Origin of the sequence: Clostridium sartagoforme AAU1 (assembly GCF_000401215.1) — a bacterium.
GTDB classification, from domain to species: domain Bacteria; phylum Bacillota; class Clostridia; order Clostridiales; family Clostridiaceae; genus Clostridium; species Clostridium sartagoforme.
On the sequence record NZ_ASRV01000126.1, the window covers coordinates 1 to 19,624 of the forward strand.

Consider the following 19,624-nt stretch of genomic DNA (forward strand, 5'->3'; position numbering starts at 1 on the left):
GCTCTGGAAATCATCCAGTTTCCTCTTGAAAGTCTATGCCTTGTTTTAGGAAAAAAGTTTGAACGTAGCCTAACGGTAATAAGAATGAGGTTTGAGATTTTCTTTATGATTGCCACATTAATACTAACTTTAATTACTAACCATACTCTTTATATAAGAGAAGGAACTATCATTAGTTTTTTACTACTCTCCTGATTAATGGGATTATCATATTATTATCACAAAAAACGTATATAGTAAGGAGACAATAATTATGTATGATATTATTTTAATGGACATAGACAATACTATTTTAGATTTTAATGTTGCTGAAAGAGACAGCTTCAAAGAAGTCATTGAAGAAATAGGGCTAAGCTACACAGATGATTTATTACGACAATACCAAAAATTAACAAATCTTTATGGCATCGCCTTGAGCAAGGTAAAATTTCCAAAGAAATTGTTCTTAATACTCGCTTTAATGAGTTTTTTAAGCTTTATGGTATCCAAGTTGATGGTAAAGAAATAGAAGAAAAGTACAGATTTTATCTTGATAATTCTTCTGCTCTTATTCCTAATGCAGAATATACATTAATGAAACTAAAGACAATGGGTAAAAAAATATATTCAGCATCTAATGGAGTATATTCAACTCAAATAAAACGTTTATCAAATGCTGGCATAATAAACTTGTTTAATGGACATTTTATCTCTGAAATAATAAAACATGAAAAACCTTCACCTTATTTCTTTGACTTTTGTATAAAAAATTTATCTGAAGTTCCTAAAAGTTCAATACTAATGGTCGGGGATAGCCCTACTTCTGATATGCAAGGAGCAATTAACAGCGGAATTGATTCTTGTTTTTATCAATATGATAAAACTACTACTTGTACATATTCCAAGCATACCATATCTAATATTTCAGAACTTCTGGGTATAGCATAGTTTATTATATATGCTTATTTTTTAATCTTCATTCCATTCCTCAATACAAAAACAAAATGCGTTGATTCAAGAACCTCAATTCTATCAATCAACGCATTAAATATTTTATCATCAAATTCTGTAAGCAAGCCTTCCTGCTCTTTTATAACTTTTATTATTTCATCTACTAAATTGTAAAACTTGATTAATAATTCTTATTTATTTTCTTGTGCTTTTAAAAATTCTTTAATTTCATTATAGTATTCTTTATCCGCAAGCTCTCTTGGAGCAAAAAGTCCAACAAAGAAAGTTCCTATCTTAGAATCTACTAAAGAAGCCTTAAGCATAAAATGATCAGTTGTTGGTATTACAGTGACATTTAAAAGTTTTGATGAAACTTCTTTTTCATAAACTTCTTTTGTATTTTTACTGTCTACATTTACATCTTTACCACCTAAAAATAACTTTACAGGACTATAAAAATGTTTAATATCTTCTGTTGCATCTGATTTATAATTCTTCTTAATAAAAGTCCAACGATCCTCTGATACTGCTTCTTTTTGTCCAACTTCTTTTACATAATCTTCATAGCTTGCATCCTTTTTAAGAAGTTCCAATTCATTTTCATATTCTTTTTCTTTTTTAATCATCTCATCTTTCGTTCCACCCTTTTTCTCCAGTTCTTTTAAAGTATTGTATTTACCTTGCTCAATCCAATTTATTGCAGGTGCCACTAGTATATTAAAAGCAATATTCTTATTAAGCTGAACAATTTTGGGAATAATCCAGCCTGCTTGACTTGCTCCCCACAAACCAATTCTGTTATCATCAATTTCAGGTAAAGTTTTTGCCCACTCAATAACTTCATTTGCTTCACTTGCTCTATCATCCATTGACTGCAATAGCCAATTTCCATCCGAACCACCAATACCTGGTTTACTCCATGATAAAGATGCATAACCTTGTTTAGCTAATTCTTCCCATAATGGCTTGTACTGTTCATTATATGATGCATCAGCTGGACCATCTCCATGTATAAATACTACTAAACCTGCTTTATCTGATAGCTTTTGTGGTAATACTAAGTCCCTTTCAAAATACCTTTTGAAGTTTTAATATCTACAGATTTTTCTACAATTTTAAAATCATTTTGAATTAAAATTATTCCTACTAAAATAATCGCAACCATAAATAATGCTGTAAAAACTTTAAAAATTCTTTTTTTCATAATTATCTTTCCACCTTTTATAAAACATTTTAAACTTATAATTCTCTATTGCTTTTTCTTATTCCTTTTAATAATTTTCTTTTGCATTTTTAATTAAGTTCTTTCTCATAAATACCCATTGATTTATCCCTATAAAATAGCCCTTAAAACGGCTACTAATATGCTCAATCTCTTTAAATCCCTTTCTATCATATAAATGTTTTGCTGGATTGTTTTCTGCTACTACTAATGACAAACTGGAAAAGCCCATGCCACTTAATACTTCTTCTGCATAAGATATAAGAAGTTCTCCTACACCCTTTCCTCTCATAAACTTATCCACAGCAATGTGCTCAACATAGCACTCTTCACCAGTAAATCTTTCCAGCACAAATAACTTAAAAATCAAGAATAGCAGATTAAAAAATCCGTAATCATGGCAGAGGTTCATAAAAGGAATTTTCTTATTACTCTTTAGTTGTCTACCTACTCTTATTAATATAACACCTACTACCTTTCCATCATTTTTGGCAACAAAGTGTACGTAGCTTGAATTTTCTGCTTTTATATCCCATATAGAATACAGAATATTTTCAATGTTACCCTTTGTCAAGTTCTGCCTGTGGTAGAACTTCTTCTCAAATGAACTGACTAATATAGATATCACTTCTTTAAAATCACTATCTTGATACTTTTCAATGCTAATTTGTACCATAATACTATCTCCTTTGCAAATCTCATTTATTGATGTTATACTCATCATAAACCATGGAGCTACTCAATGGTCAAGATTCTATTTTAATACGAAAATAGATTAAAAACTACAAGCGGATAATAAGGTTACTTGGATAAAAAAGAATGTGGACTAGGAATATAATAGCTGATGAAACTATAAAATTACATGCAAATAAAGCCTGTTTCGTTTTTTACAAAACACGCCAAAACTCGATATATTGTGAATTGAAGCTATGCTTCTTTAGTATTTACAAGTTCAAAGCCTAATTTTTTTGCATCAGATATTAATTTCTTTATACGGAATATTTCTTGCTTATCTTTTGCAATTTGAAACTTTTCTTCACTAAAGACTTCGTTGTTTTTTAAAATATTATAAATGATGACCATAATTTTTCGTGCAAGAGCAATAATAGCTTTTTTAGAACCTCGACGTTGTTTTAACTTCCAATAGTAATTTGATAGATAGGTGTTCCGCATTCTTACAGTAGACCATGCATATTCATAAATTAATCCTTTTATATAGGTGTTGCCACGGGTTATACGAGTACTTTTTTTACCAGCACTTTTATTATCACCAGGTGCGAGACCAGCCCATGAACAAAAATGTTCTGCTGTCTTAAATTTGCTCATATCAATGCCGATTTCTGCTATTATGGCAGTGGCAGAAGTGCAGGCGATACCTGGGATTGTATCTAAGAGATTTATTTGATTTTTGAATTTTACAGAAAACGATGATATGGATGTTTCTATGGTATTTAAATGTTGTGTCAATTGATCCAATAGTATCAACTGCATTTTTATGAAATTCTGTTGATGAGCATTTAGTTTGCCATTAATAGAGTATTTTATTTCGGCTTTTTTTGTTGGTGAGATACGTTTAACTTCATTATCAACATCAGCAGGTGTAATAGTGCCTTTAGTTATCAAAACGTTAATAAGATTTCTGCCAGAGACACCAAAAATATCGGTTAAAAATGTAGACAGTTTAAATCCAGCTTGTTGTAGAGATTTTTCTATACGATTTTTTTGTGTATTAATATCTTCAACAATATTTTTTCTGTATCTTGTTAATTGTCGAAGTTCTCTAATATCAGCAGGAGGTATGAAGCTGCCAGTTAAGAGACCAGCACGAAGTAAAGTTGCAATCCATTCAAAATCTTTAATATCAGTCTTTTAGGAGGTAACTATGCAAAAATTATTAAGAATTGGTCAGGTAAGTAATTTATACAACATATCTCTTGATACCTTACGATATTATGATCGCAAGGACTTATTGAAACCGATTGTCGATAAACAGAACGGATACCGTTATTATTCCTTAGAGCATCTTGATATATTAGAAATGATTCTTATAGGTAAATATCTTGAGATACCTTTAGAGCAGATGAAAGAAAAAATAGATTCTGAAAGCATAAGTGGATATCTTAATATGATGGAGGAACAGAACCAATCTATTGAAGAAAAGCTTGCTATATTAACTAAACTTAGTCAATATACTAATGAAATGACAAATATGCTTAAACATATACAAAATTTTTCTAATGACAGCACTTTTTCTAAAATAACTACAGAAAAAGATTTAGATATTACCATTTATCAAATTAACCTTAAAAACTTTCCTAATAACCTAGAAAACACTCAGATAAATGGAATAGAAGCCTTTGACCAATGGATTTCTTATAATGTAGATAATAATTACTCAATTATAGGAAATAGTGAGATTTTAGGCTTATCTATTAATAAAAATATCATCCATTCGAATGAATTAGGCATATATCTTGACACTGTTACAAAGGAAGAAAAAATGTCAAAACACCATATATCAGGAAGTTACAGACACATTAGTTTTTGGGGAAATGAATATGAATTACAAGAATATCTGCACTTGCTTTGCAATCATTTTAAATTAAAAAATACATCTCTTCATATCAAATTTTGTTTTGCATTGCTTCATAAAGATATGAAACATGAATATTTTGCAAATATTTATTTCCCCGAATAATATAAACACACTTACTTTTACTCTAGATATAATAATTTTTAGGAGAGAAAAAATGCTTATTTATAACACTTTTGAAAACACGGATATTAAAAACTTACACAATACATTTTTGGATACATTTTCAGACTATCAAGTTAAAATGGATTTGCCTCTTTTAAAGTTCCAGCAGATGCTGCTTCGAAGAGGTTATATTCCTGAAGCTTCAATAGGAGCATTTAACAATAATATTTTAGTTGGATTTCTTTTAAATGCAATTAGACAATGGAACGACAAATCAACTGCTTATGACACTGGCACAGGCGTTATAAAGAGCCATAGAGGGCATGGAGTAACAAGTAATATGTTTCAAAATGCCAAGCAATTATTAAAAAAAATTGGAGTAGAACAATATTTGCTTGAAGTAATTCAATCAAATACTTCTGCAGTTAATCTTTATAAAAAACAAGGCTTTGAGATTTCAAGAGATTTTGAATGCTTTATTTTAGATAAAAACAATTTTACATTCATGCCAACATATGAAGTTGAACATATAAATTCAATTAATGAAAATTGTTTTCTAGAACTAAGAAACTTTTGGGATTTTAAACCATCTTGGCAGAATTCTATTGACTCAATTAATGCTGTATCAGATAATTTCATATATTCTATTATAAAAATCGATTATATTATTGTTGGATATGGAATCATCGATAAAAATACAGGGGATATTCCACAGATAGCAGTATCTAAAAATTATAGATGCAAAGGAATCGGAAGAAGCATATTGGCAAACTTATTAAATAGTACAAAATCATGTAGTAGTAGTGTTTTAAACGTAGATAGTCAGTGTGATTCTATGAAAGATTTTTTGGTGAATTTAGGGTTTAAACAACATGTCAAGCAATATGAGATGGTTTTAAAAATATAAGTCCTATGAAAATTCTTATATTTCAGAGGATTTATCACTAATATTCTAAATAAAACTAAAGCCGATTCAGAAGTTTTCTTCTTAATCGGCTTTAGTTTTCTCTAATCTTATCTATTTACATTGTAAGTAACTCTAAAAATATCAGTTTTTAATATTGTAACGATTTTAAAAATTCGTTAATTCCTTTTCATAAACTTCTTTTGTATTTACATACTCACCACCTAAAAATAACTTTACAGGTCTATAAAATGTTTAATATCTTCTGTTGTAATCTGCTTTATAATTCTTCTTAATATAAGTCCAACGGTCTTCTGATACTGCTTCTTTGGGTCCAACTTCTTTTACATACTCTTCAATTTATATATAATTTTTTACGACAGACCCATTTGTTGCCTTGTCATATTCTTTCAAGTTTTTCAACGGTCTTATCATTTACGATATTACCAGTATTCAAAGTGCTTTTGGGTTCGATTAAAAGCACGTGGACTTCTTCCATAGCAACAGGCATATGCTCAGTCCCTTTCGGTATAATAATAGTTTCACCTTCCTGCAATTGTATATCTTTATCTCTAAATCTTACTGTTAATAAACCCTTTACTACATAGAACATTTCATCTTCGTCATCATGAATGTGCCAAGTAAATTCACCTTTAAACTTAGCAATTTTTACATATGAATCATTTAGTTCTCCAATAATCTTAGGACTCCAGTATTCATTAAAAAGCCTAAATTTTTCTTCTAAATTAATTTTATCCATTTTATGTGCCTCCTGTGCATTTGTTTTTTTATATTTTCCCTACCAGTCTACAAGATAAATCTGTCATTTTGGCATATTGATAGAATAAGTGTTAGCAATAAATACCTTTCCCTATTATTTCGTAAGACTAATACTGTTTTCCCTGTTACTAACCATTGGTTTTGTAGGCAGAAAAAATATTAATAAACCTACAATAATTATGGCAATACCTACACCTTGTTGAAAATTAATTGCTTCATTTAAAACAAAATACGCTAAAATACAGGTGCCAATAGGTTCGCCCAGGATACTCATTGATATAGTTGTGGCTGATACCCATCTTAATAACATATTAAGCGTGAGTTGGCCGCAAATTGTTGAAATTAATGCTAATCCTAAAAACGCTCTCCACGTTGATATGGGATAATGAGTAAAAGAATTTTGCTGAATTAAAGCATATAATCCTAAAAACACAACACTACTCAAGTAGCCTGTTACGGAATATGGAATTAAAGGAGTATCTTTTCGAACTATCTGCCCGATAAAAAAATAGATACTAATAATTGCCGCGGCCAAAAGAGCTAATAAGTCACCTAATAATGCACTATAACTCGTTTGAAAATCTCCCCAACCTATAATAAAACAACCAGCTATAGAAATAATGCAACCAAAAAATACTAATATTCCTAAACGCTCTTTAAGAAATAAATATCCCAACATTATTGAGAAGAGAGGCTGTAATGTCACTATAGCAGTTGAACTGGCAACAGATGTGTAGTTCAATGATTCAAACCATAACACATAATGAATGGCTAAAAGTAGACCGGAAGAAAAGCCCAAAATCCATTGTTTTTTTGATAAGCCAAGCAATGCAGTCCTATTTTTTTTACTTAGTAGCAAAAAAGGTAACAGTATCAGTAATGTAATAAGCAAACGATAAAAAGCTGTAATAGAAGCAGAAGCACTTGCTAATTTCACAAAAATAGCCGAAGTAGACAATGAAAAAACACCAATTAACAACGACAAGAAAATACCAACTTTAGCTTTCAAATTATTTATCTCCTTATTCTTCTTTGTACTATATAAAATATGTGATACAATATAATATACAAGATAATTATAATACGGTCACTCAAGAAAGAACAGCTTTAATATATGTTTCCATTATGTTAGCACAAATCGTTAAAAAACCATATTATATTGGAAAGGGGAAGTATTCATGAACCATCACCGTTTAGGCCAAACTCTTTTAAGCTATAGAAAGAAAAAGGAAATGACTATACGAGAATTTTCCGAATATTCCGGGATCAGTACATCGTTAATTAGCCAAATTGAACGAGGAGAAGCCAATCCCTCATTAAATGTATTAGAGTTGCTGGCGACTGCATTAAATGTTCCTCTCTATACACTATTTATTAACGATATTGATACCAAATCGCTTATTTCAAGAAAAAAGGATCGTAAGCAGATCTACCGGGAAAATAGCGACCACATTGTATATGACGTGCTTACACCTGATTTTATGAAAGCACACATCGAACTTTTAATGATGGATTTAAATACATACGCCAGTACCACAGAAAGCTATTATTCACATTCCAATAAAGAGGAAATTGCTGTTGTAATGAAAGGACAAGTATTTGTAGAATTGGAGAAGGTAGAGTATTTTTTAGATGAAGGAGATGTCGTTCGCATTCCTCCAAATATGAGGCATCGCTTTATTAATAAAAGTGACCAATCAATTCATATTTTGTTCGTACTAACGCCAGCGCTTATATAATGTTTTCCTGCGTGATACTAACCGGCAAGCAGATGTACTTCGCTGTCTTGTATCCATCAAACACAGGCAATCTTTAGCTCTACATTAACACGCATTGATATGCTCCCTTTATAGTAGCAGACAGTTAAAAAAAAAACTTTTTATTTTAACTGTCTACTTGACAGGGTGCAATTCATACTTGAATAATATGATTTTACAATTTAGTATTTAATTTTATTAATTTATGATTAAAGACTATACAAAGTACTATTATTACACCTTATCGTTTAATAAAACCATATGTATATGGTCTTCCCATTTTTCATTTATCTTTAAATATTTATATGCTACCCCCTCATTGTAAAAACCTAATTTCTCTGCTACTCTTAAAGACCTTTTATTTTTTGGCATAATATTGGCTTCAATCCTGTGCAATCCATATTCATTAAACATAATTTCAATGCCTTTTTGAACCGCCTCGGTTATATAACCTTTATTTATTCCATCTTTATCTAATTTATAACCAAGATAACTTGATAAAAATACACCTTTTACTATGTTAGTAAAAGCAATGGAACCTAATATTTTATGTTCATCTTGCTTTTCAAATATCCATAATATCAATGAATTATTGTTTTCAATATCTGTTAACGCTTTATCTAATTGCTCTTCCTGATATTGCTTTGTATAAAATTCTTCACTTCTCACAGGTTCCCACTCTTCTAAAAAAGACTTGTTTCTTAAATAATAATCAACAACCTTTTCTGCATAAGATTTGTCTAAGACTTTTAACAAAAGTCTTTCAGTTTCATAAATTTTTTGCACTAAAATCACTCTCCAAATTTATCTGTAATTAGTATAAAGACGTCTCTATCCAAAAATATTATATCACTAGCCATAAAAAACACTAAATTTTATATACACCTTTCTGATATATTAATATTAATTAATAATGAAACTGCAAACATATACTTACATATACTTATTTTATCTTGTATATTTGTTACTTTTAGGTTAGAATAATATTATTAAGCAAAGGCTAGTAACAAAAAAAGTTTTAATCTTTTATTATACATTGAAATTTGTATATTGTAAATATCAATTTCAAACTTAATTGCAGTTAAAAATGAAGTATTCATGACTTCATTTTTTTTAATATCCCAGCTCTTCTCTTATAATAATAACTTTTATTCTATCTTTAACGAATTGACCTCTAATTGTTGTAAAATGGTTACATATTCTATTTGGACTCTTGCAGTCTACACAATAACCTAATGTAGTACACGGAGTATTTTTATTTAATTTTTTTGCATCAATTGGTGCTGAATAATTTCTTACTCTTTTTTCTGCTTCTTCAATGTTTTTAACAATTTTATTTACCCCAACTACTAAAATTACTTGTTTGGGTCCATAAATCATTGGTGCCACTCTGCTTCCATTTCCATCAATATTATAAAGTTCTCCGTTTTCAGTTAAAGCATTTGTACTACATATAAAAGTATCAGAAGAAAAGTTTTGAATATAAATCTGCTTTTTTTCTTCACTTGTAATACCATCTCTATATTTATCTAAAAATTCATAATTGCCTTCTCTAAGAAAATCTATTACTCCAGTTTCAGATAGTGTTATGGAATCTCCTACACCAATAATTGACTTTTCTATTATCAAATTTTTTAATATTTCAAATAATTGCTCTCTTTTCTCTATATAATATCCTTTCATATTGTTATTCTTTAAACTTTCCAAGGTTCTATCAACTCTTTTTTTCACATACCATTCAACATTTTTATCCAAACTTATTTCCCTCCTGACAAATATACGATTATATAATCTACTCCTTAATGATATCAACAAATCCCCTTGTAGCTGTAGACATAGGTATATCTTTTTTAATTGCTATTGCCATAATTCTCTTTGGTATTTTTTCTTTAATTGGTACTATATATAACTGTTCCTGTTCTAATTCTTTTTCAATATAATCTTTTATAACACACGAAATTCCTAATCCTTTTTTAGCAAATTCTATCATTAACTCTACATTACTAAGCTCCATCTGTGGCATTACTTGTATTCCATATTCACTAAAATAATTATCTATATAATTTCTTGTATTCCCGCCCTTTTCTAATAAAATAATAGGATATTCCTTTGCTAAATCTTTCACTGACATTTCATTTTCACAAATTTCCTTATACTTATTTCCTACTACAAAGCAATCTTGTATTTCAAATTTTTTAATAATGTTTAGTGAATCATTAGTTTCAACAGTCATATTTAGAATTCCTATATCTATCTCTCCTGATTCTAAGGCTTTTTTTATTTCATAACTTGAATAATCCTTAATATAAATTTTTATATTAGGATAATTTAAATTGTATTTTTCTATATATTTCATCAAGTTATACTTACACACTGCACTACATACAGCTATCCTTATCTGACCTAAATCAAGATTTTTTAACTCTAAAAATTTCCTTTCTGCTGTCAACATAAGTCCATATCCCTGTTCTATGTATTTAAACAATACTTCACCCTCTAAAGTAAGTGAAACACCTTTAGGATTTCTGTAAAATAGTTCTCCCCCTAATTTCCCTTCTAATAATTTAATAGATTGACTAACTGCTGGCTGTGATGTAAAAAGTTCTTTTGCTGCTTTAGATATACTTCCAAGCTTAGCCGTTATATAAAAAATTCTATAAAGTTCAAGATTAATATGCATATAAAATTTTAGTATACCTCCTATACTATATATTAATTTTACTTATGTTGATGTATTAATTATAATTACCTTATAATAATTAATCAATATATTTGGAGGTTAACATGACAATACTATTTTACTTACTCTCATTAATATCAGGATTTGCCTTGACCTTACAGGTTGGAATAAATGGAGCCCTTCGCTCAAAAATAGATAATCCTATTCTTTCATCTTTTATTAGTTTTGCGGTTGGAGCTTTAGGACTTGCTTTAGTATTTGTCTTTACTATATTAAATGGCACTAGCTCCTTACCAAATAGTGAAAATATAAAAAGTATAAGCTGGTGGATGTTTACAGGCGGATTATTAGGTGCATTTTATATTTTTGTAACCATATTTACTTCACCTAAAATTGGCTTTGCAAATATGTTTAGCTTAGTAATATGCGGACAGATAATACTTTCAGTAATATTTGATCATTTTGGCTTATTAGGCAATCAAACTCATCTACTAAATCCACTAAGGGTTGTAGGAGTTACTTTATTAATTGTAGGTGTTTATATCATTCAAACTCATTAGTAAAAAATTAAATTTAATTTATAGGAGGCAATACATTATGAAAAAGATTTGTGTTTATTCAGGTTCTAATTTAGGTTCTCGCTTACAGTATAAGGAAGGAGCTAAAATTCTTGGAGAAATATTAGCTAAAAATGAATTTGAATTAGTATATGGTGGTTCGAAAATAGGTCTTATGGGAGTTATGGCTAATGAAGTTTTAAAAAACAATGGAAAAGTTACTGGAATCATGCCTAAAGGACTTTTTTCAAAAGAAATGGTTCATGAAAATTTGACTAATCTCATTGAAGTTAAAAATATGCACGAAAGAAAACAAACTATGGCTGAACTTTCTGATGGATTCATAGCACTCCCTGGAGGACTTGGAACTTTTGAAGAGCTGTTTGAAGTTTTTAGTTGGGCTCAGCTTGGTATTCATAAAAAACCAATTGGTTTATTAAATACATCGAACTTTTTTGATCCACTTTTAAGCATGCTTACAAATACATCTGTTGAAGGATTTATGAATGAATCAAATATAAAGCTTCTTTCCGTTTCTGATTCACCTTCATTATTAATAGAAAAAATGAAAAATTATATCCCTCCTAAAATGGAGAATAAGTGGAGTGAATTGCAATAGTACTAGTTACATCAATGTTAAGTATAAAACTTAATGTTGATGTAACTATTTTTTATCAAATTTAATTTCAATTATATGTTAAAATTCATTATTTTATATTTTTATTAAACTCTAATTGTCTTTGAATTCCTGTTTTATCAATCTGAATCCAATACTCTGAAATTTTTTCATTTTCTATTCTATATACTGCACTTGCAATTTGAATTACTGGAAGTCCTGTAGGTTCATATCCATCTATTTCTCCTACATGTTTCCATCGTACATATACTTTATTTCCTTGTACTAAAAATTCTTTAATTCCTATAGAAAATTCTCCATATGTTTCAATCATTTCTATTACATGGTCAGAATAATCTTTAGGTGTCCTTAGCACTATTTGTTCTTCTTCAGATATAATTTGATGTGTCAATACTTGTTCTGCCATTAATTGATGGCATACTCAGGATTATTTCCTGAACGTACTTCTTTAAAGAATTTTCTAACAATTTGTTCTGACATAATATAAAACCCTCCATTTACTATTTTAAAATCCAATCTGCGAATTCTTTAATAACTTCTTCAGTATTAGCTCGCTTGTTTTGTTCTTCAATTAAATCATAATATTCAAGTTCCTGTATTATTAAAGATAGAGCCTTTCCAAACTTTTGTTTAATTACACTTTCTTCATGGAATTTTTTAACTACTTCAACACATAGTTCAACAAATCTCCTAGTTATTTCATCTCCTAGCTTTAATGCTTTATCAAAATTTTCGTCTTCCTCCTCATCTGAATAATATAAATTATTTTCCTTAATCCAATGATTTATCTTTTCGCCAACTTCTAAATTCACTCCACAATTGTCACCTATAATTAACTTTTCATTTTGTAGCCAAAATGCGAAATTCCATTTTACTTCTGCATTATCTGAAGCATCTGAAGCTGAGTTTTCATATTGCTCTATAGCGTTTATATCCAAGTATAATCATTGGCCTTCTCGGATCATCTTCTGAATTTGAAATATATAATGATATAACGTAAATATCCTTAATCACGTCATTATTCCATGATAAAATTTCAGCTTTTATACTCTTAAATACATATTTTTTAAGCTATTCATGTAATTTTCCTTCCTAATAAATTATAATTTTCTCGCATTTTTAGGCACATGAAAATAAATAGCAATTCCAAAGTTGCCATGTAATGTTACTATATGCAGTTTTTTAAAGGTGTTCATTTTTCATCAGGCAATGAGGCTAATTTCCCTCATTGCAGGCCTATTATAAGTGAGGGTCCAAATCTTGTATTTGGTTTCTCGAACTTAGTTAAATTGCACATGCAATTTAACCTCCTTTAATGATGGAAAATAAGCTTGCAAATGGACTTGTTATTTATTTGATTGTGCCTTATACAAGTTTGTAGCAACCACAAAACCATAATTGCTACACCTTGAAATAATATTATTCATAAAATTCACAATATTTCATCCAATTTATCAGAATAAAATTCTATTGCTTTTTTATAAATTTTTATGTTTTCATCTGAGGATGTTTGAGCTAAATTAGTTAACAAAATTTCCATTGCCTTAGAATGTTCATTTAAGTTATACAAGGTCATTGCATAGAACACTTTCATAGCTCTATCATCTGTAAATTTAGCTAAACCTTTCTCAAACACTTCTTTTGATTTTTGATACTTTCCTAACGTTCTATATGAACTTCCTAAACCTAAAATAGCACCTTGCAACTCCATCTCTGGCAAACCAATTAAAATAGCTTTTTCATAATATGGCACTGCTTCTTTTTCTAAGCTCAGCACATCGAAACTCCAAGCACATTGATAATTAATAACTGAATTATCTGGATAGTCGTTTGCAAGAGTTACTAAAATTTCATTTGATTCTTTTAATTTTCCTTCTTTTCTTAATGCAACTGCTATTTCTAATTCTTTCAAAGCTAATCTCTCCTTAATAGTACATACTCATTTACATTAGTGCAATACTTACAAATTGTAAATTATAATTTATAACTCTTATACGACTCTGTACAGATAATTGCTTTATAATCAATTCTGTTCTACCTCAATTTCTTTTATTTTCTCTTCCCTTGATAGCATAAATATTTTCATGTTTTTTTACAACTTATCTAAATCCAAACTTATCTTTCTTAAAAGTGAATTGAAAATTTCTTTCTCTTCTTCTGTTAATATAGCTATTATCTCTTCTTCCACAGATACATGCTCATATACAGCATCATTAATTAATCTTAATCCTTCCTCAGTTAATTTCACATATATAGTCCTTCTATCTTCAGTATCATCGACTCGTATAACTAAACCTTTTTTTTCTAAAGTATCTATCCTATTAGTCATAGCACCTGAAGTTACCATCAAAAGATTGTATAATTCTGTAGGCTTTAATTTAAATTCTCCTACTGAACGTCTTAAAGTTGCAAGTACATCAAACTCTCCGCTATTAAGCCCAAATTTTGAAAAATTATCTCCCAGTCTCCTTTCAGCAAGTTTAGTAATCCTCTTTAATCTTCCCAAAATAGCCATAGCTTTTGTGTCTAATTCTGGTATTTCTTTTTTCCATTGTTCAATTATTAAATCAACATTATCTCTACTCATATTAATAATGTTAACATTATAAAAAACAAATATCAATACTAAATTCAATTAACATTAACAATCTTAACATTAAGATTATTTACTTTCAGATCAATTTGTTTTACAATAAAAGTATCTTAATATTAAGATACTTATGTTTAAGATTATTTAGCTAAGTTTTTTAATGAGTTTATTCATGACGGAATGATAAATTTATATCTAGTGCTTCTGAAAACTACTTAAATATCTATATGTAATACATATGAACCTAATTTCAATATAAACGAGAGGAGAATTTTAATGAAAAATCTAAAAGATACTTTACTAACACTGCTTGCACCAATACTTTGGGGCTCAACCTATATAATTACTTCCATGTTAATTCCAATAAATAGACCAATATTTGTAGCACTTATGAGAGGTCTTCCTATAGGATTAATTCTTTTACTTTACTATAGGCAGTTTCCTAAAGGCACATGGCTTTTAAAATCTATTATTTTAGGTACTTTAAATATTGGCGGTTTTTTCTTATTTCTTTTTATTGCTGCTTATAGACTTCCAGGTGGTATAGCCTCCATATTAGGAAGTGTACAACCAATCTTTACAATTTTCTTTAGTTGGATCTTTCTTAAAGAAAATCCAACTAAAAATTCATTTATTGCAGTTTTAATGACAATTACAGGTGTATCACTATTATTATTAAAACAAGATGCCGCCATAGACCCTATAGGCGTACTTGCTACTCTTACAGGGGCTATAATTATGGCACTCGGAGTTGTACTTACTAAATACTGGGGAAAACCTGAAGAGGTAAATAACATGACATTTACTTCTTGGCAGTTATTCTTTGGAAGCCTTATATTAATTCCAATTACTTTTTTAGTAGAAGGAGGAATTCCAACACTTAATGGTACAAACATATTAGGACTTATTATATTAGGAATTTTTAATACTGGCTTAGGTTATTATTTATGGTTTAGAGGAATTTCAAAATTATCTCCTACTAAGGTATCATTCCTTGGTCCAGTTAATCCTCTAACTGCATTTTTACTAGGATTTATTTTCCTAAAACAAACTATTAATCTTATTCAACTATTAGGAGTCATAATAATAATTTTTAGTGTTTATTTCTCTCAAAAGAAAACTTCACCCAAAATTAATTATGTTGCAAGTAACGCTAAAAACACTGCATCTTAATATTAGACTATGTTTTAAATCAATGTTGAAAATGGATATTTAATAATAAAATAAATTATGATATAGAATAGTACGAAGGAGGCATCAATATGATTTCAAGAACATGGCATGGAATAGTACCAATAGAAATGAAAGAGAATTTTAAAAATCATTTAGAGATTACAGGAGTGAAAGATACTATATCAATTTCAGGTAATAAAGGGGCATTTGTAAAGATAGTTGACCAAGGAAACTATACGCATTTCTTTTTATGTACATTATGGGATAAAATGGAGAGCGTTATTCTATATGCAGGAGAAAATCCAGAGGTAGCAGTAACATACCCTGAAGACGAAAAATACGGGTTAATATCAGACCCAATTGTTATACATCAAGAGGTTAAGATTGGAAAAAACCCTTTTTAGAGTTTTAAGAATGAAATTTATTAAATAGCTACTAATGCTAACATAAGTTTTTAATGCGTTATATTCTCATATTGATCATTATATGTGGACAATCCCACCTATAATGATCAATATGCTATATTTCAGCACTATATTAAAAACATAGCCTAATATTAAATAAGTAAAAAAATCACGATCACATGTACATGCAATAATATCCTCATAATGCTTAGCATATAATTCTTGTCTTAATATCCTCAAAATTTCTTTATTTCCCTTAAGAATTGGAACTGGAATTTTAATAATTCCCAAATGGTATTTTCCTGAAGCATCAAATTTATCTTCTCCTACAAATTCGGGAATTTATTTTCCAAAGGTAATCCCTAATATTGCTGAATTATTTGCAATTACACCATCTCATATTTTATTCATAACGTTATTTTTCCTCTCGCAATTGTCTTAAATTTTCCATATCTAAAATAATATATCCTTTCCCCTTATCTTTTGATAATATTCCATTTTCACAAAATTCTTTGATAACATACAATACATGACGGTAACTAACATTCATATATTCCGAAACATCTGTGTGATTTATATTATATACGCCTTTTTGTTGATGCTGAAGAATAAACGTTGCAAGTCTATTTTCTAAAGAATAATTCAAATTTTCACTCATTCGATAACTTCTAGTTAATAATTTGCTTGAAATGTATGATGCAAAATAAAAAGAAAGCTCTGCATTTTCTCTACATATAGTTTGTAATTTATCTATATCAAATTCAAGACATTCAACATCTTGAACTTTATTTTCTTTTATATCCGATTCATCGCAAAACAAAGAAAGTTCCCCCAACCAGTCACTAGCTCCAACAAAATCAAGAATTGAACGTCTTCCATTTTTATGATCTATATAAATTTTGACTGTCCCTGATAAAATAAAATAGCAATGTGTTATTTTACTGTTTATTTTATAAATATTATGATTTTTTCTAAAAGTTCTTTTCTTTCCATTTTCAAGTATTATCAATGGTATTTCATTATAAAAAAACATTCTATCTTTCTCCTATATATGATATTTTTCATATAAAATTTTTTTATTTCATTTTATCATACTAATATAAAATAATTAATAGTATAGTCGGAAAATAGTGATTCTCAATTAGTCTGCGATAGGAGATAGATGCCTCAAAGCATTAAAAATTTAAAAAGGTGCATGACTAAAAAACTCTTTAGATGGTATTTATCTAAAAAGTCTGATAATTATGTTGTGTTGCTCGAATTATTATGCCGCTACAGCTATAAGAGATGGAAAGATGTCAAAAAGAGTTATTTTACTTTCTTTGGCCCAACTATCTATATATGAGCAGAAAGCACCAAGAAATAACCTAACGGTTATTAATTCTCTTGAAAAAACTGTACAGTGGTTAGCATTAAAGTCATTTTTTAGTCTATCCCACATTCTTTCAGTAGTACTTCTGCGAGTATAGCGAGCTTTCCATTCTTCAGAACCTCTTTCAATTTTGCAGAACAATCTAGGATTGCTACTGAGTTTCTGATAATGAATTTTTTTGCTGTCTACATCACATTTATTGCAATTATTACATTGTGCAGGAAATAAAAATTTTCTTCTAAAGCTTTTACTGATTAAGCCCCAATTTCTAAGGGGTTTACCGCAGGCTTTTGTGTAAGGCTTGCCGTTATCATTATAAACAACAAGTGGATCTTCACATTGTGGATTTAGTGACTTACGTCTGTTAAGGTCTATGACTGGTGCTATATCATAGTTATTGTTCAAGATATAAAAATAGGTACAGTCATAAGCAGAATCATAAGCGGCAGAGTTTATTTTTATATCTTGAGAATATAAATCTACAAATTCCTTGAGATGAAATATTCCAGTTACTGAATCGTGACGTGCTGCTGAAACTGATTTTAGATGCAAAGGTAAATCATACTTGCTGTCGCAAGTGGTAAAGCCATGAAAAGTATGACCGTAGACGTAAACTTCATGAAAACTGTCCCAACCCCACGCAGCATCGGGATCAGTAAATTTTCTACGACAGTTACACTTTTCTCCAAGTTTTAGTTTGCAATTACAAACTTTCTTGCCGTATGGAGAACCACTAGTTGAAACTAATGTGCCATCAGCTGCTACGTTGAGTTTATTGATATTACCTAATAAACCGACTGCTAAGGAAGGTTTCACAAATACTTCTTTAAGAATAAGGTTTAAAATTGACTCAATAGTATCTGGAAGCTTTAATTCACCATACTTTAAGACTCTTTTTACTAATCTTTCAGAAAGAGTAGATTTAGGTTCATTAGCTTTCTGATTTTTCTTTTCTTTCTTCTTTGGTTTACGTTTAAACTTTTTGTGTTTTGATTTATGAAGTTTTTTATCATATCGGATAAGTTTCTTCATAAAGTCATAGAAAGTACCGACACCAGGGATAGAGTTAAAGTAATTATTATAACTAGAAGGTTTACTGCACGCAGGTATGAATCCTGATATTATTGCATAAATCGGCGTAGCGCGAAGCTCTGATACCCATTTTGAAATGCTTGTTATACCTACTTCGCTCATGAGAAGTAGTGATCTAAACAAAGCGACAGCGTCTTTAGGTGGAATGCCTACACTTGCTTGAGAATAGTAAGGTTTAAGAACATGAACTATCCCTGTAAGGTCTGCGGACCAAAATTTTAGGATATATGACTGTTTCTTAAAAAGTGTAATATGTTGATTCGTCTGAATATACAGTGTATCCAGATATGTTTCAACAAATTTTTGATATTGCTGATGAGAGTTTTGTACAATTAGCATAGAATTACTCCTTTGTTTTGAATTTATTTGGTAGATGTTTCCAAATTAATTTTGGAAATTCTTGCTACTTGTCAACTCTTGTTATAGATTATTATTTAGAATGATTTTAATAAAACTAATAAATACTGCTAAATGCTACGCGTTACGCAGGATTACAACCTGGAGAAAATTTCGAGGTGATACCATTTTCAGAGGAAATAGATAAATCCTTTGATGGCAACGCCTCAAGGATTTTTCGAAAGGACTATAATTAAATATCTGAGGTGAAAAAAATGAATGCCCTATATATAAAAAAGTATTTATACTCAACATCATTATTTTTAATGCTTGGTTTAGGAATTTCCTTGCAAATAAAAGCTGGAATTGGTCAAAGTATGCTTAACGCTTTCTCTTTGTTATTAGCTGACATTTTAAATTTAGAGATTGGAACTCTGCTAAACTTTTTAAATCTATTATTTTTTATAATCTATCTTATTATTAGGAAAACTC

The 19,624-nt window shown here is 29.4% G+C and carries 26 protein-coding genes and 1 pseudogene; 11 read left to right on the forward strand and 16 right to left on the reverse strand.

Annotated features, from left to right (window positions below):
- Positions 1 to 12: 12 nt before the first annotated feature.
- From A500_RS22165 to A500_RS21260, 3 genes are read left to right on the forward strand one after another with little or no spacing between them, the layout of a single operon-like run.
- Positions 13 to 195 (forward strand): DUF6198 family protein, encoded by a 183-nt coding sequence (locus tag A500_RS22165; RefSeq protein ID WP_479723489.1) that lies wholly within the window; start codon positions 13 to 15, stop codon positions 193 to 195.
- Between the two features lie 58 nt (positions 196 to 253).
- A complete protein-coding gene (locus tag A500_RS21255) occupies positions 254 to 508 on the forward strand; it encodes a hypothetical protein (RefSeq protein ID WP_242835106.1) in 255 nt (84 codons plus the stop codon).
- Positions 505 to 927, forward strand: coding sequence for an HAD family hydrolase (locus A500_RS21260; RefSeq protein WP_242835108.1), 423 nt, complete (start codon positions 505 to 507; stop codon positions 925 to 927). Before A500_RS21255 ends, A500_RS21260 begins: the two co-directional genes overlap by 4 nt.
- A gap of 194 nt (positions 928 to 1,121) precedes the next feature.
- On the opposite strand, the gene A500_RS09560 is transcribed toward A500_RS21260, so the two are convergent.
- The 4 genes and pseudogenes from A500_RS09560 to A500_RS09570 all read right to left on the reverse strand — a co-directional run.
- Positions 1,122 to 1,943 (reverse strand): alpha/beta hydrolase family protein, encoded by an 822-nt coding sequence (locus A500_RS09560; protein ID WP_242835109.1) that lies wholly within the window; start codon positions 1,941 to 1,943, stop codon positions 1,122 to 1,124.
- A 44-nt stretch (positions 1,944 to 1,987) separates the two neighbouring features.
- Complete coding sequence (locus A500_RS21265; RefSeq protein WP_242835107.1) at positions 1,988 to 2,134, reverse strand: hypothetical protein; 147 nt, start codon at positions 2,132 to 2,134, stop codon at positions 1,988 to 1,990.
- Positions 2,135 to 2,201: 67 nt separating this feature from the next.
- Positions 2,202 to 2,828, reverse strand: coding sequence for a GNAT family N-acetyltransferase (locus tag A500_RS09565; RefSeq protein ID WP_016207377.1), 627 nt, complete (start codon positions 2,826 to 2,828; stop codon positions 2,202 to 2,204).
- A 251-nt stretch (positions 2,829 to 3,079) separates the two neighbouring features.
- Positions 3,080 to 4,021, reverse strand: a pseudogene (locus A500_RS09570) (IS110 family RNA-guided transposase); the annotation flags it as partial.
- Positions 4,022 to 4,034: 13 nt separating this feature from the next.
- On the opposite strand from A500_RS09570, the gene A500_RS09575 reads away from it, so the two are divergent.
- Both A500_RS09575 and A500_RS09580 read left to right on the forward strand, forming a co-directional pair.
- Positions 4,035 to 4,850: a MerR family DNA-binding transcriptional regulator gene (locus tag A500_RS09575; RefSeq protein WP_016207380.1), complete on the forward strand. Its 816-nt coding sequence runs from the start codon at positions 4,035 to 4,037 to the stop codon at positions 4,848 to 4,850.
- 52 nt (positions 4,851 to 4,902) lie between these two features.
- Positions 4,903 to 5,757 carry a GNAT family N-acetyltransferase gene (locus A500_RS09580; protein WP_016207381.1) on the forward strand — a complete coding sequence of 285 codons (855 nt, stop codon included), beginning with the start codon at positions 4,903 to 4,905 and terminating at the stop codon, positions 5,755 to 5,757.
- A 397-nt stretch (positions 5,758 to 6,154) separates the two neighbouring features.
- Here the strand turns inward: A500_RS09580 and A500_RS09585 are convergent, their stop codons facing one another.
- Entirely contained in the window at positions 6,155 to 6,514 is a 360-nt protein-coding gene (locus A500_RS09585) for a cupin domain-containing protein (RefSeq protein WP_016207382.1), read from the reverse strand.
- Positions 6,515 to 6,628: 114 nt separating this feature from the next.
- Positions 6,629 to 7,543, reverse strand: a complete 915-nt coding sequence (locus A500_RS09590; protein ID WP_016207383.1) for a DMT family transporter — start codon at positions 7,541 to 7,543, stop codon at positions 6,629 to 6,631.
- Positions 7,544 to 7,712: 169 nt separating this feature from the next.
- On the opposite strand from A500_RS09590, the gene A500_RS09595 reads away from it, so the two are divergent.
- Positions 7,713 to 8,273, forward strand: coding sequence for an XRE family transcriptional regulator (locus A500_RS09595; protein WP_016207384.1), 561 nt, complete (start codon positions 7,713 to 7,715; stop codon positions 8,271 to 8,273).
- 252 nt (positions 8,274 to 8,525) lie between these two features.
- Here the strand turns inward: A500_RS09595 and A500_RS09600 are convergent, their stop codons facing one another.
- From A500_RS09600 to A500_RS09610, 3 genes are all read right to left on the reverse strand, one after another.
- Positions 8,526 to 9,077 (reverse strand): GNAT family N-acetyltransferase, encoded by a 552-nt coding sequence (locus tag A500_RS09600; RefSeq protein WP_016207385.1) that lies wholly within the window; start codon positions 9,075 to 9,077, stop codon positions 8,526 to 8,528.
- Positions 9,078 to 9,404: 327 nt separating this feature from the next.
- On the reverse strand, positions 9,405 to 10,046 hold the full coding sequence (locus tag A500_RS09605; protein WP_016207386.1) for a lactate utilization protein: 642 nt from the start codon (positions 10,044 to 10,046) through the stop codon (positions 9,405 to 9,407).
- Between the two features lie 37 nt (positions 10,047 to 10,083).
- Positions 10,084 to 10,971, reverse strand: a complete 888-nt coding sequence (locus A500_RS09610; RefSeq protein WP_016207387.1) for a LysR family transcriptional regulator — start codon at positions 10,969 to 10,971, stop codon at positions 10,084 to 10,086.
- A gap of 104 nt (positions 10,972 to 11,075) precedes the next feature.
- Between A500_RS09610 and A500_RS09615 the strand changes: the two genes are divergently transcribed.
- Both A500_RS09615 and A500_RS09620 read left to right on the forward strand, forming a co-directional pair.
- Positions 11,076 to 11,531: a DMT family transporter gene (locus tag A500_RS09615; protein ID WP_016207388.1), complete on the forward strand. Its 456-nt coding sequence runs from the start codon at positions 11,076 to 11,078 to the stop codon at positions 11,529 to 11,531.
- A 37-nt stretch (positions 11,532 to 11,568) separates the two neighbouring features.
- On the forward strand, positions 11,569 to 12,147 hold the full coding sequence (locus A500_RS09620; protein ID WP_016207389.1) for an LOG family protein: 579 nt from the start codon (positions 11,569 to 11,571) through the stop codon (positions 12,145 to 12,147).
- Between the two features lie 88 nt (positions 12,148 to 12,235).
- Here A500_RS09620 and A500_RS09625 read toward each other — a convergent pair whose 3' ends face one another.
- From A500_RS09625 to A500_RS09640, 4 genes are all read right to left on the reverse strand, one after another.
- Complete coding sequence (locus A500_RS09625) at positions 12,236 to 12,571, reverse strand: ester cyclase (protein ID WP_016207390.1); 336 nt, start codon at positions 12,569 to 12,571, stop codon at positions 12,236 to 12,238.
- Positions 12,572 to 12,665: 94 nt separating this feature from the next.
- Positions 12,666 to 13,103, reverse strand: a complete 438-nt coding sequence (locus A500_RS09630; RefSeq protein ID WP_016207391.1) for a hypothetical protein — start codon at positions 13,101 to 13,103, stop codon at positions 12,666 to 12,668.
- Positions 13,104 to 13,597: 494 nt separating this feature from the next.
- A complete protein-coding gene (locus A500_RS09635; protein ID WP_016207392.1) occupies positions 13,598 to 14,077 on the reverse strand; it encodes a tetratricopeptide repeat protein in 480 nt (159 codons plus the stop codon).
- A gap of 180 nt (positions 14,078 to 14,257) precedes the next feature.
- Complete coding sequence (locus A500_RS09640) at positions 14,258 to 14,752, reverse strand: MarR family winged helix-turn-helix transcriptional regulator (RefSeq protein WP_040436733.1); 495 nt, start codon at positions 14,750 to 14,752, stop codon at positions 14,258 to 14,260.
- Between the two features lie 279 nt (positions 14,753 to 15,031).
- On the opposite strand from A500_RS09640, the gene A500_RS09645 reads away from it, so the two are divergent.
- Positions 15,032 to 15,928 carry a DMT family transporter gene (locus A500_RS09645; RefSeq protein ID WP_016207394.1) on the forward strand — a complete coding sequence of 299 codons (897 nt, stop codon included), beginning with the start codon at positions 15,032 to 15,034 and terminating at the stop codon, positions 15,926 to 15,928.
- A gap of 89 nt (positions 15,929 to 16,017) precedes the next feature.
- Complete coding sequence (locus tag A500_RS09650; RefSeq protein WP_016207395.1) at positions 16,018 to 16,332, forward strand: hypothetical protein; 315 nt, start codon at positions 16,018 to 16,020, stop codon at positions 16,330 to 16,332.
- A gap of 78 nt (positions 16,333 to 16,410) precedes the next feature.
- Here A500_RS09650 and A500_RS19970 read toward each other — a convergent pair whose 3' ends face one another.
- The 3 genes from A500_RS19970 to A500_RS09665 form a co-directional block, all read right to left on the reverse strand.
- Positions 16,411 to 16,674, reverse strand: coding sequence for a DUF2000 family protein (locus A500_RS19970; RefSeq protein WP_278245119.1), 264 nt, complete (start codon positions 16,672 to 16,674; stop codon positions 16,411 to 16,413).
- Between the two features lie 73 nt (positions 16,675 to 16,747).
- Positions 16,748 to 17,365, reverse strand: a complete 618-nt coding sequence (locus tag A500_RS09660; protein WP_016207397.1) for a cyclic nucleotide-binding domain-containing protein — start codon at positions 17,363 to 17,365, stop codon at positions 16,748 to 16,750.
- Between the two features lie 231 nt (positions 17,366 to 17,596).
- Positions 17,597 to 19,135 carry a hypothetical protein gene (locus tag A500_RS09665; protein ID WP_016207398.1) on the reverse strand — a complete coding sequence of 513 codons (1,539 nt, stop codon included), beginning with the start codon at positions 19,133 to 19,135 and terminating at the stop codon, positions 17,597 to 17,599.
- A gap of 272 nt (positions 19,136 to 19,407) precedes the next feature.
- Between A500_RS09665 and A500_RS20950 the strand changes: the two genes are divergently transcribed.
- The coding region (locus tag A500_RS20950; RefSeq protein ID WP_016207399.1) for a DUF6198 family protein at positions 19,408 to 19,624 on the forward strand (217 nt) is incomplete at its 3' end.

Coding starts and splice junctions, on each gene's coding strand:
- A500_RS21255 (WP_242835106.1), top strand. CDS start 254: ATGTATGATATTATTTTAATGGACATAGACAATACTATTTTAGATTTT.
- A500_RS21265 (WP_242835107.1), bottom strand. CDS start 2,134: ATGAAAAAAAGAATTTTTAAAGTTTTTACAGCATTATTTATGGTTGCG.
- A500_RS09565 (WP_016207377.1), bottom strand. CDS start 2,828: ATGGTACAAATTAGCATTGAAAAGTATCAAGATAGTGATTTTAAAGAA.
- A500_RS09575 (WP_016207380.1), top strand. CDS start 4,035: ATGCAAAAATTATTAAGAATTGGTCAGGTAAGTAATTTATACAACATA.
- A500_RS09580 (WP_016207381.1), top strand. CDS start 4,903: ATGCTTATTTATAACACTTTTGAAAACACGGATATTAAAAACTTACAC.
- A500_RS09585 (WP_016207382.1), bottom strand. CDS start 6,514: ATGGATAAAATTAATTTAGAAGAAAAATTTAGGCTTTTTAATGAATAC.
- A500_RS09595 (WP_016207384.1), top strand. CDS start 7,713: ATGAACCATCACCGTTTAGGCCAAACTCTTTTAAGCTATAGAAAGAAA.
- A500_RS09610 (WP_016207387.1), bottom strand. CDS start 10,971: ATGCATATTAATCTTGAACTTTATAGAATTTTTTATATAACGGCTAAG.
- A500_RS09615 (WP_016207388.1), top strand. CDS start 11,076: ATGACAATACTATTTTACTTACTCTCATTAATATCAGGATTTGCCTTG.
- A500_RS09620 (WP_016207389.1), top strand. CDS start 11,569: ATGAAAAAGATTTGTGTTTATTCAGGTTCTAATTTAGGTTCTCGCTTA.
- A500_RS09625 (WP_016207390.1), bottom strand. CDS start 12,571: ATGGCAGAACAAGTATTGACACATCAAATTATATCTGAAGAAGAACAA.
- A500_RS09640 (WP_040436733.1), bottom strand. CDS start 14,752: ATGAGTAGAGATAATGTTGATTTAATAATTGAACAATGGAAAAAAGAA.
- A500_RS09645 (WP_016207394.1), top strand. CDS start 15,032: ATGAAAAATCTAAAAGATACTTTACTAACACTGCTTGCACCAATACTT.
- A500_RS09650 (WP_016207395.1), top strand. CDS start 16,018: ATGATTTCAAGAACATGGCATGGAATAGTACCAATAGAAATGAAAGAG.
- A500_RS09660 (WP_016207397.1), bottom strand. CDS start 17,365: ATGTTTTTTTATAATGAAATACCATTGATAATACTTGAAAATGGAAAG.
- A500_RS09665 (WP_016207398.1), bottom strand. CDS start 19,135: ATGCTAATTGTACAAAACTCTCATCAGCAATATCAAAAATTTGTTGAA.